Source organism: Arenimonas sp. (genome assembly GCF_022842045.1).
GTDB lineage: Bacteria > Pseudomonadota > Gammaproteobacteria > Xanthomonadales > Xanthomonadaceae > Arenimonas.
Genome location: NZ_JALHQI010000080.1, coordinates 1 through 10,929, shown reverse-complemented (window position 1 = coordinate 10,929; position 10,929 = coordinate 1). Strand labels below are relative to the sequence as shown.

At 68.8% G+C, this 10,929-nt stretch carries 9 protein-coding genes; 5 read left to right on the top strand and 4 right to left on the bottom strand.

Annotation, left to right across the window (positions count from 1 at the left end):
- Window positions 1–1,139, top strand: a 1,139-nt coding sequence (locus tag Q0C12_RS13250; protein ID WP_290890956.1) for an alpha/beta hydrolase, incomplete at its 5' end; no start/stop codon positions are given.
- Window positions 1,140–1,145: 6 nt separating this feature from the next.
- On the opposite strand, the gene mnmE is transcribed toward Q0C12_RS13250, so the two are convergent.
- The 4 genes from mnmE to rpmH all read right to left on the bottom strand — a co-directional run bounded on the left by mnmE (window position 1,146) and on the right by rpmH (window position 5,075).
- Window positions 1,146–2,477, bottom strand: coding sequence for a tRNA uridine-5-carboxymethylaminomethyl(34) synthesis GTPase MnmE (gene mnmE, locus Q0C12_RS13245; RefSeq protein ID WP_290890954.1), 1,332 nt, complete (start codon window positions 2,475–2,477; stop codon window positions 1,146–1,148).
- Between the two features lie 185 nt (window positions 2,478–2,662).
- Window positions 2,663–4,396 (bottom strand): membrane protein insertase YidC, encoded by a 1,734-nt coding sequence (yidC, locus tag Q0C12_RS13240; protein ID WP_290890952.1) that lies wholly within the window; start codon window positions 4,394–4,396, stop codon window positions 2,663–2,665.
- A gap of 51 nt (window positions 4,397–4,447) precedes the next feature.
- Entirely contained in the window at window positions 4,448–4,885 is a 438-nt protein-coding gene (rnpA, locus tag Q0C12_RS13235; RefSeq protein ID WP_290890950.1) for a ribonuclease P protein component, read from the bottom strand.
- 49 nt (window positions 4,886–4,934) lie between these two features.
- Complete coding sequence (gene rpmH, locus Q0C12_RS13230; RefSeq protein ID WP_026817103.1) at window positions 4,935–5,075, bottom strand: 50S ribosomal protein L34; 141 nt, start codon at window positions 5,073–5,075, stop codon at window positions 4,935–4,937.
- 178 nt (window positions 5,076–5,253) lie between these two features.
- Between rpmH and dnaA the strand changes: the two genes are divergently transcribed.
- The 4 genes from dnaA to Q0C12_RS13210 all read left to right on the top strand — a co-directional run.
- Complete coding sequence (gene dnaA / locus Q0C12_RS13225; RefSeq protein ID WP_290890949.1) at window positions 5,254–6,579, top strand: chromosomal replication initiator protein DnaA; 1,326 nt, start codon at window positions 5,254–5,256, stop codon at window positions 6,577–6,579.
- A 234-nt stretch (window positions 6,580–6,813) separates the two neighbouring features.
- On the top strand, window positions 6,814–7,914 hold the full coding sequence (gene dnaN, locus Q0C12_RS13220; protein WP_290890947.1) for a DNA polymerase III subunit beta: 1,101 nt from the start codon (window positions 6,814–6,816) through the stop codon (window positions 7,912–7,914).
- Between the two features lie 91 nt (window positions 7,915–8,005).
- Window positions 8,006–9,088 (top strand): DNA replication/repair protein RecF, encoded by a 1,083-nt coding sequence (recF, locus tag Q0C12_RS13215; protein WP_290890945.1) that lies wholly within the window; start codon window positions 8,006–8,008, stop codon window positions 9,086–9,088.
- A gap of 129 nt (window positions 9,089–9,217) precedes the next feature.
- Window positions 9,218–10,929 (top strand): DNA gyrase subunit B (locus Q0C12_RS13210; RefSeq protein WP_290890944.1); only part of this gene is annotated, 1,712 nt, incomplete at its 3' end.

The window sequence follows — 10,929 nt, the reverse complement described above, 5'->3', positions numbered from 1 at the left end:
AGCAGCGCGCCGCCGCCGAACGGGCGGCCGCGGAGCGGGAGGCCGCGCGGCAAGCAGAGCTGGCGCGGCGCGCCGCCCGCCTGCCGGCCAGTGACGACATCCCGGAAAATGCGATCGACCCGGAGAAGAACCACGCCACGATGCGGGTCTTCTACGCGACCGATCGCGCCGCCTCGGCCAACTTCAGCGACACGCCGGTGGCCGAGCGCTACGGCACCGCGCGCGGCAAGCTTGAGTACGGCGTCGCCGAAGTCAGCATCCCCGCGGCGCACAAGCCTGGCTTGCTGGAGTCACCGTCGATCTGGCGTTTCGAGTTCACCGAGGATCCTGCCCGCCACGTGGTGCTGATGTCGGTGCAGCGACGCTCCAGCGCGCTGTTCTTCAGCGAGCTGTCGCAGCGCGTGGCGCGCTCCGAGGGCAGCAACGCCTTCCTGTTCGTCCACGGCTACAACGTGTCCTTCGCCGACGCCGCGCGCCGGACCGCGCAGATGTCCTACGACCTGTCCTTCGACGGCGCGGCCGTGTTCTACAGCTGGCCGTCGCAGGCCTCGCTGCCGGGTTACACCATCGATGAATCGAACATCGAGTGGTCCACCACCCACATCAAGGAGTTCCTGGTCGACTTCGCCGAGAAGTCCACGGCCGACAACCTGTATTTGATCGCCCACAGCATGGGCAACCGCGGGCTGACCCGTGCCCTGCAGTCGCTGGTGATGGAGCGCCCCGACCTGCGCGGTCGCTTCCGCGAGATCATCCTGGCGGCGCCGGACATCGATGCCGAGGTGTTTCGCCGCGATCTGGCGCCGGCGTTGCGGCAGGCGGGCAAGCGCGTCACGCTGTACGCGTCCTCCAACGACCTGGCGCTGAAGGCCTCGAAGCAGGTGCACGGCTACGCGCGCGCCGGCGACTCCGGCGACGGCCTGATCGTGCTGCCGGGCATCGAGACCATCGATGCCTCGGGCGTGGACCAGAGCACGCTGGCGCACTCTTACTTCGTGGAGTCGAAGCCGGTGATCCGCGACATCCTGGACCTGCTGCGGCACAGCCTGCCGGCGGGCCGGCGCACGGGCCTGGTCGGCGACCAGCACCCGCGCGGCACCTTCTGGCGGTTCCGCGAGGCCCAGCTGGCCGAGCCCTGAGCCGCGCTACTTGCCGATGCAGAAGTCGGCGAAGATGCGGCCGAGCAGGGCGTCGGCATCCACGCGTCCGGTGATCTCGCCCAGCGCGTCCTGGGCCTGGCGCAGCTCTTCGGCGGCAAGTTCACCGGCGCCGTGATGCAGCTGGGTGGCGGCGCGCGCCAGCGCCTCGGCGCCGCGGCGCAAGGCGTCCACGTGGCGGGCGCGGGCGCTGAAGCTGCCTTCCACGCCATCGCCCAGGCCGGCCGCTTCGCGCAGTGCCGCGCGCAGCGCATCAAGGCCGGCACCGGTGCGCGCCGACAGCCACAGGTGGCGGCCGTCGCCGCGTGACTGCGGCGCGGGCGGCGTCGCCAACAGGTCGGACTTGCTGTGCAGCCACAGCACCGGCACGCCGGGCGGCAATGGCAAGGCGTCGGACGCGGGCGCGGTGGCATCGACCACGGCCAGCACCAGGTCCGCCTTCGCCAGTTCGTCGCGGGCGCGGCGGATGCCTTCGCGCTCGACCACGTCGGGCGCATCGCGCAGGCCGGCGGTATCCACCAGCGTGAGTTCGATGCCATCGATGCGGATGCGTTCGCGCAGCAGGTCGCGGGTGGTGCCGGGCACCTCGGTGACGATGGCGCGGTCTTCGCCGGCCAGGGCATTGAGCAGCGAGGACTTGCCGGCGTTCGGCGCGCCCGCGATCACCACGTGCAGGCCGTCCACCAGCCGGCGGCCGCGCTCGGCGGCGGTGCGCAGGGCGTCGAGCTGGCCGGCGACGCGCTGCAGCTTCTCCTGCAGTTCGGGGGCGGCCAGGAAGTCGATTTCCTCGTCGGGAAAGTCCAGCGCGGCCTCGATCCAGACGCGCAGGCCGGTGAGGCCTTCGACCACGGTATCCACGCGGCGCGAGAATTCGCCCTCGAGCGAACGGCGCGCGGCGCGCGCCGCGGCTTCGCTGCCGGCCGACACCAGGTCGGCCACGGCTTCGGCTTGGGCCAGGTCGAGGCGGCCCTCGAGGAAGGCGCGCTCGGTGAACTCGCCCGGCCGCGCCGGCCGCGCGCCCAGCGCCAGGCAGCGCCGCAGCAGTTGCCCCAGCAGCACCGGGCTGCCGTGGCCCTGCAGCTCCACGACGTCTTCGCCGGTGTAGGACTGCGGGCCCGGGAAGAAGATCAGCAGCCCGTCATCGATCACCGCGCCGTCGGCATCGCGAAAGCGCAGGTAGTGTGCATGCCGCGGCTCGGGCGGCTTGCCCAACAGCGTGGCCGCGATCGCCCGGCAACCGCCACCGCTCAGGCGCACGATGCCCACGCCGGCCGCCCCGGCCGCCGTTGCAATCGCCGCTATGGTCTCGCGTTGGGTCATTGCCCTTATTTAGCCACGGATGAACGCGGATAAGCACGGACGCTCACGGATTGAATCGAACAGAAAAAAGAAGGGAGCCACCCGGGCTCCCTTCCTCCCCCTCGGCGGTTTCCCGACCGAAAGATCACTCGAACGCTGCTATCCGTGAGCGTCCGTGCTTATCCGTGTCCACCCGTGGCAAACCGTTACTTGGCCACCGCCGTGCCGCTGGTCGGCTTCTCGCCGTGGCGCTTGGTGATGACGTACTGCTGGGCCAGGCCGAGGATGCCGTTGGTGCACCAGTACAGCACCAGGCCAGACGGGAAGAAGGCCATCATCACGCCGAACACCAGCGGCATGAAGGTCATGATCTTCTTCTGCATTGGGTCCATGCCCGGGGTCGGCGTCATCTTCTGGGTGAGGTACATCACCACGAGGTTGATCACCGGCAGGATGAAGTACGGGTCGGGCGCGGTCAGGTTCTGGATCCAGCCCAGCCACGGCGCCTGGCGCATCTCGACGCTCTCGAGCAGCATCCAGTACAGCGCGATGAAGACCGGGATGGTGATCAGGATCGGCAGGCAGCCGGCGGCGGGATTGACCTTCTCCTTCTTGTAGAGGTCCATCATCGCCATCTGGAACTTCTGCTTGTCGTCGCCGTAGCGCTCCTTCAGCGACTCGATGCGCGGCTGGATCGCGCGCATCTTGGCGAAGCTCTGGTACTGCTTGGCCGACAGCGGGTACAGCAGCAGCTTGATGATCAGCACCGTCAGGATGATCGCCCAGCCCCAGTTGCCGGTCAGGTCGTGCAGCGGCTCGAGCACCCAGTCGAACATCGGCTGCGCGAGGAAGGTGAAGATGCCGTAGTCGAGCGTCAGCTTCAGGCCCGGCGCGAGCTCCTGCATCTGCTCCTGCAGCTTCGGGCCGACCCACAGGCGCGCTTCGCGCGTGACCGACAGGCCCGGGCCGACTTCGATCGGAGCGCTGACGCCGCGCACCAGGTAGCGCGGCGTGGTGCCCGGCAGCGCGCTGATCGTGAAGCGCTGCGCTTCCATTTCGTTCGGCACCCAGGCCAGCGCGAAATGGTGCTGCAGCATCGAGATCCAGCCGCCGGTGACTTCGCGGGTCTGCGGGCCGTCTTCGAAGATGTCCGGGATCTTGTACTTCTCGAAGCCTTCCTCCGGGCTGTACCAGGCCGCGCCCACGAAGCTGAAGGCCTCCGGGTTGGTCAGGCTGGACGTGCGCGGGGTCGGCGGCGGCGGCACGCGCTGCAGCTGTTCGTACGCGGCGCCGCGCCAGGCCTCGCTGCCCTGGTTGGTGATTTCCTGGCGCACGGTGATGGCGTAGGAGCCGCGCTCGAGCACCAGCACCTTGCGAACGCGCAGGCCGGTGGCGGGGTCTTCCCAGACCAGCGGCACCTCGAGCTGCTGGCTGCCGTCGGCCAGCGCGTAGTTGCTGCGGCCGTCCTCGGTGCGGAACAGCGCTTCATGGCTGGGCGCGGTGCCGGCATTGGCCACCAGGCCGGACTGGGCCACCGAGAAGTGCAGGGCGTCGGTGCCGAGCAGGCGCACCACCACGTCCGGCTTGTCCTTGTCGACCGGGTAGGCCAGCAGGTCGGCGCCGACCAGGCTGGCGCCGCGCGGATCCACCTGCAGGCGCAGCACGTTGGTGGTGACGGTGACCAGGCCCTGGGGCGGCGCGGCCACGATGGCCGAAGGCACTTCACCGGGCACGCCGGGCGCCGGGGCGGCAGCGATGGAAGGCACCGCGGCGGCATCGGGCACGTCGGCACCGGCCGGGATCGCGGCGGCCGCGGCGTCGATGGGCGCGGAGGCGACCGGCGGCGGCGCCGGCTGGGCCGGACCGCGGCTCCATTCCATGAACAGGAGGGTGGCGACGGCAAGCCAGGCGATCAGCAGGAAGGAGCGGGTCTGGTTCATGGGCAGGCTGCGGGCGCCGGCGTGGGGCCGGGGCCGGGCACGGGGTCTCGGTCAGGAATCGGAGGCGGGGCGTTCGGACGCGCCCGGGGTGGCCGGCATTGTGCCGGGCGGGGGCGCGGGCTTCAACGACCGGGCGCGTTCCAGCAGCTGCAGGAACTGCGCGCGCAGCTCGTCGTTGCCGAGTTTGCTGGCGCCCGGCTGCGCGATCAGCACGTAGTCACCCGGCGGCAACTGCGCGCGTTCGTGTCGGAAGAGTTCGCGGGCCAGGCGCTTGATGCGGTTGCGGCCGACGGCGCGCTTGTCGACCTTCTTGGACACGGCAACGCCTAGCCGAGGCGCGGTGGCATCGGCCCGGACGTGGGCATGCAGCTTCAGCTGGGGGCTGGAGAGCCTTCGTGCCCCTTTGAAGACCGCCTGGAATTCGGCGGAAGCGCGCAGTCGCGCGCTGGGGGGGAAGGACTTCTGCTTGGCGGGCGGGAGCGTGTTCACGGTCCCGGGATGTCCCGCGGGGTGCCGCCGGCAAGCCGGCGGCGACGCGTCAGACGGCCAGGCGGGCGCGGCCCTTGGCGCGGCGGCGGGCAAGGATCTTGCGGCCGTCGGCGGTCTTCATGCGGGCGCGGAAGCCGTGGTCACGCTTACGCTTGAGGTTGCTGGGCTGGTACGTGCGCTTGGTGGCCATGGTGGCACCCCGGTTAAGTTTTGAGCGGAAAAGACCGGGGACTATAGCGGCCTGGCCCCAGGTTCGTCAAGCCAATTTCGCGTGGCGGGCTTGGCCCGGCGGCGCTAGACTCCCCCTCCCCGACCACTTATCCACAGCGGCGCCCTGGCGCCACTGTTCCCCGGACTTTCGCTTGAACATGGATGCTGCCTGGCCCCGCTGCCTGGAACGACTGGAAGCCGAACTGCCGGCTGAAGAGATACACGCCTGGCTGCGGCCGCTGCAGGCCGAGGCCCGCGCCGACGGGCTGACGCTTTACGCGCCCAACGCCTTCGTGGTGGACCAGGTGCGCGAGCACTACCTGGACCGGATCCGCGAGCTGGTGACGCATTTCGCCGGCGGCCCGGCCCCGGTGGCGCTGGCCGTGGGCTCGATCAAGCGCGCCGAGGCGCCGATGGCCGGCACCACGCCGGCGCCGGCCCGCGCGGCACCCGCCGCGGCCTTCGCCGGCAACCTCGACGGCCACTACACCTTCGACAACTTCGTGGAAGGCCGCAGCAACCAGCTCGGCCGCGCCGCCGCGCTGCAGGTGGCGCAGAACCCCGGAAAGGCCTACAACCCGCTGCTGCTTTACGGCGGCTCGGGCCTGGGCAAGACCCACCTGATGCACGCCGCCGGCAACCTGATGCGGCAAAACAACCCGGGCATGCGCGTGCTGTACCTGCGCTCCGAGCAGTTCTTCAGCGCGATGATGAAAGCGCTGCAGGAAAAGTCGATGGACCAGTTCAAGCGCCAGTTCCAGCAGGTGGACGCGCTGCTGATCGACGACATCCAGTTCTTCGCCGGCAAGAACACCACGCAGGAGGAGTTCTTCCACACCTTCAACGCGCTGTTCGACGGCAAGCAGCAGATCATCCTCACCTGCGACCGCTACCCGCGCGAGGTGGAGAACCTCGAGACGCGGCTCAAGACCCGCCTGACCTGGGGCCTGAGCGTGGCGATCGAGCCGCCGGACTTCGAGACGCGCGCGGCCATCATCGCCGCCAAGGCGGTCGAGCGCGGGGTGAAGCTGCCCGACGACGTGGCTTACCTGATTGCAAAGCGCATGCGCTCGAACGTGCGCGACCTCGAGGGCGCCTTGAACACGCTGGCGGCGCGCTCGAACTTCATGGCGCGGCCGATCACGGCCGAGTTCGCCCAGGAGACCCTGCGCGACCTGCTGCGGGCGCAGCAGCAGGTGGTGTCCATCAGCAATATCCAGAAGACCGTGGCAGACTACTACCAGCTGCGCATGGCGGATCTTTTGTCGAAGCGGCGGACCCGTTCTTTGGCGCGTCCGCGGCAGATGGCGATGGCCCTGTCCAAGGAACTCACCGAGCACAGCCTGCCGGAAATCGGCGATGCCTTCGCGGGCCGGGACCATACGACCGTGATGCACGCCTGCAAGGTCATGCGCGAACTGCGCGAGATCGACGGCAAGCTGCGGGAAGACTGGGACAAGCTGCTGCGCAAACTGAGCGAGTAACACCTTGCGCCTGGCCGGGTAAGCGTTGGGGAAGGCCTGTGGACAAGCTGGGGACGCCTTTGGGGCCCGAAAGTTATCCACAGTTTGTGCCACCCTGTCCCGAAGCTGGCACACAGGCTTGGCGGTACGAATAAAACGTTTTAAATCAGTGGTTTGGATGAGTTATCCGGAGATTTTCGGCCCTCCACCACCACCACTTTTTGATATATCCACTCTTGGAGCTTGGGGATCCGCATGCGTTTCAGCCTGACGCGAGAAGTCCTACTCAAACCCCTTCAGCAGGTCGTGAACGTGGTCGAGCGTCGTCAGACGCTGCCCGTCCTGGCCAACCTGCTGGTCAGCGTCGAAGGCAACAAGCTTTCGATGACGGGCACCGACCTCGAGGTCGAGATGGTGGCCCGTTCGGACGTGGACGACGCCCAACCGGGCGAAACCACCATCCCGGCCCGCAAGCTGTTCGAGATCGTGCGCGCCCTGCCCGACGGCAGCCGGGTCACCCTCAGCCAGGCCGGCGACAAGGTGACGGTGCAGGCGGGCCGCAGCCGCTTCACCCTGGCCACCCTGCCCGGCAATGATTTCCCGGCGGTCGAGGACCTTGACCTGGTCGAGCGCATCCGCGTGCCGGAAGCGGCCCTTAAGGAGCTCATCGAGCGCACCGCGTTCGCGATGGCCCAGCAGGACGTCCGCTACTACCTCAACGGCCTGTTGCTGGACCTGCGCGAGAACTCCCTGCGCTGCGTCGCCACCGACGGCCACCGCCTGGCCCTGTGCGAAGCGCCCCTGCCCGCCGGCGCCCAGACCCGCAAGCAGATCATCCTGCCGCGCAAGGGCGTGCTGGAGCTGCAGCGCCTGCTGGAAGGCGGCGACCGCGAGGTCGAGCTGGAAGTGGGTCGCAACCACCTGCGCATGCGCCGCGAGGACGTCACGTTTACCTCTAAGCTCATCGATGGCCGCTTCCCGGACTACGACGCCGTGATTCCGATCGGCGCCGACAAGGAAGTGAAGGTCGACCGCGAGGCCCTGCGCGCCGCCCTGCAGCGCGCCGCCATCCTCTCGAACGAGAAGTACCGCGGCGTGAAGCTGGAGATCAGCCCGGGCCAGCTGCGCATCGTGGCGCACAACCCCGAGCAGGAAGAAGCGCAGGAAGAAGTCGAGGCGGAGACCAAGGTCGATGGCCTGGGCATCGGTTTCAACGTCACCTACCTGCTGGACGCCCTCACCGCCCTGCGCGAGGAGTTCGTCATCATCAACCTTCGCGACGCCAACTCGTCGGCCCTGGTCCGCGAGGCCAGCCACGAGCGCAGCCGCCACGTGGTGATGCCGCTGCGCCTGTGACCGTCCGGTTTCCCGTGGCACCCTGCCGCCCGGCCCTCGCCGGGCGGCTTCGTTTCTGGCGTCCGGTCGCGCCGGGTGGCTTGGGGGCGTCGTGCGCCTGACCCGCCTGGACGTGCGCCGCCTTCGCTGCCTGCAGCAGGTGGACTTCCGGCCCGCCCCGGGCCTGAACCTGGTCACCGGCGGCAACGGCGCCGGCAAGACTAGCCTGGTCGAGGCCATCCACCTGCTGGGCTATGGCCGCTCGTTCCGGGGCCGGGTGCGCGACGGGCTGATCCGGACCGGCAGCCCGAACCTCGAGCTCTACGCCGAGTGGCTGGATGGCCAGGGCCGGACCCGCCGCGCCGGCCTGCGCCACGGCGGCAGTGATTGGGAGGCCCGGCTGGACGGGGCACCCGCGCCCAGCCTGACCGAACTCTGCGCGGAGCTGGCCGTGGTGACGTTCGAGCCGGGCAGCCACGAACTGATTGCCGGAGGCGCCGAGCACCGTCGCCGGTTCCTCGACTGGGCCTTGTTCCACGTGGAACCGGCCTTCCTGCCGGTGTGGCGTCGCTACGCCCGCGCCCTAAAGCAGCGCAACGCCCTGCTCAAGCGCCAGCCGGCGCCGTCCGCGTTGGCGCCGTGGGACCGGGAATTGGCCGAGGCCGGCGAGGCCCTCAGCCGCCTGCGGGCCGATTACCTCGACCGGCTTGAGCCGGTGCTGGCCGCCACTGCCCTCGAGTTCCTGCCAGAGCTGGGCCAGGCTGGCCTGCGCTTCCTGCCGGGCTGGCGCCGGGACGACAGCCCGTTGGAGGACGCGCTGCTGCTGGCCCGGGAGCGCGACCTGGCCCTGGGCTACACCAGCCTGGGACCGCACCGCGCTGACTGGCGGGTGGACTATGTCGGCCTGCCCGGCCGCGAAGCGTTGTCGCGTGGCCAGGAGAAGCTGACCGCCCTGGCCTGCGTCCTGGCCCAGGCCCGCGCCTTCGCCGCCGACAAGGGGGAATGGCCGCTGGTCTGCCTGGACGACCTGGCCTCCGAGCTCGACCAGGCCCATCGCCACCAGGCCCTGGCGTCGGTCCTGAGTTCCGGCGCCCAGGTGATCCTGACCGCGACCGAGGCGCCCGATGACCTCGACGGCGCACTCGCGCCCCAGAAGCGGTTCCACGTGGAACAAGGCCAGCTGCACGAGCGCTGAGAGCGGCGTGCAGGGCGGCGCGGCAGGCCCTCACGCGCTATACTCGGCACACATTATTTATAGGCGCGCCGTGGCCTCTCCGGGAGCCGCCCGGGTGCCGGTGTGGCCCAACGCGAGACAAGATTGGCGATGACCGACGAACCGATTCAGCCGCAGTCCCCGAACAACACCTACGACTCCAGCAAGATCACCGTGCTCCGCGGCCTGGAGGCCGTCCGCAAGCGCCCGGGAATGTACATCGGCGACGTGCACGATGGCACCGGCCTGCACCACATGGTGTTCGAAGTCGTGGACAACGGCATCGACGAGGCCCTGGCCGGCCACTGCGACCACCTCGTCGTGACCCTGCACAACGACGGCTCGTGCTCGGTGTCCGACAACGGCCGCGGCATCCCGACCGACATCCACAAGGAAGAGGGCGTCTCCGCGGCCGAGGTCATCATGACCGTGCTGCACGCCGGCGGTAAGTTCGACGACAACAGCTATAAGGTGTCCGGCGGCCTTCACGGCGTCGGCGTGTCGGTGGTCAATGCGCTCTCGTCCAAGCTCTGGCTCGACATCTGGCGCGACGGCAAGCACCACCAGCAGGAGTACGCCGTCGGCGAGCCGGTGTATCCGCTCAAGGTCGTCGGCCCGTCCAGCAAGCGCGGCACCGAGCTGCGCTTCCTGCCCAACGCCGAAATCTTTACCGACACCGAATTCCACTACGACATCCTGGCCAAGCGCCTGCGCGAGCTGAGCTTCCTCAACTCGGGCGTCAAGATCGAGCTGATCGACGAGCGCGGCGAAGGCAAGCGCGACCTGTTCGAGTACGAAGGCGGCATCCGCAGCTTCGTGGAGCACCTGGCGACCCTAAAAACCCCGCTGCATCAAACAGTTATCTCTGCTTCGGGCGAGAAGGACGGCATCGTCGTCGACATCGCGGTGCAGTGGACGGATGCCTACCAGGAAACGATGTTCTGCTTCACCAACAACATCCCCCAGAAGGATGGCGGCACCCACCTGCAGGGTTTCCGCGCCGCGCTCACGCGCACGCTGACCAACTACATCGAACAGAACGGCATCGCCAAGCAGGCCAAGATCACCCTGTCCGGCGACGACATGCGCGAAGGCATGATCGCCGTGCTGTCGGTGAAGGTGCCCGATCCCAGCTTCAGTTCGCAGACCAAGGAAAAGCTGGTCTCGTCCGAAGTGCGCCCGGCGGTGGAGTCGGTGATCGGACAGAAGCTGGAGGAATTCCTCCAGGAGCGTCCGAACGAAGCGCGCGCGATCGCAGGAAAAATCGTCGACGCCGCGCGTGCGCGCGAAGCCGCGCGCAAGGCCCGCGACCTCACCCGCCGCAAGGGCGCGCTCGACATCGCCGGCCTGCCGGGCAAGCTGGCCGACTGCCAGGAAAAAGATCCCGCGCTCAGCGAACTGTTCATCGTCGAGGGTGACTCCGCCGGCGGCTCCGCCAAGCAGGGCCGCAACCGCAAGACCCAGGCGATCCTGCCGCTCAAGGGCAAGATCCTCAACGTCGAGCGCGCGCGCTTCGACCGCATGCTGGCGTCGGCCGAAGTCGGCACGCTGATCACCGCGCTGGGCACCGGCATCGGCAAGGACGAGTACAACCCGGACAAGCTGCGCTACCACCGCATCATCATCATGACCGACGCCGACGTCGACGGCTCGCACATCCGCACCCTGCTGCTTACGTTCTTCTACCGGCAGATGCCGGAGCTGATCGAGCGCGGCCACGTCTACATCGGCCTGCCGCCGCTGTACAAGATCAAGCAGGGCAAGAACGAGATGTACCTCAAGGACGACGGCGCGCTCAACGCCTACCTCGTCAACAACGCGGT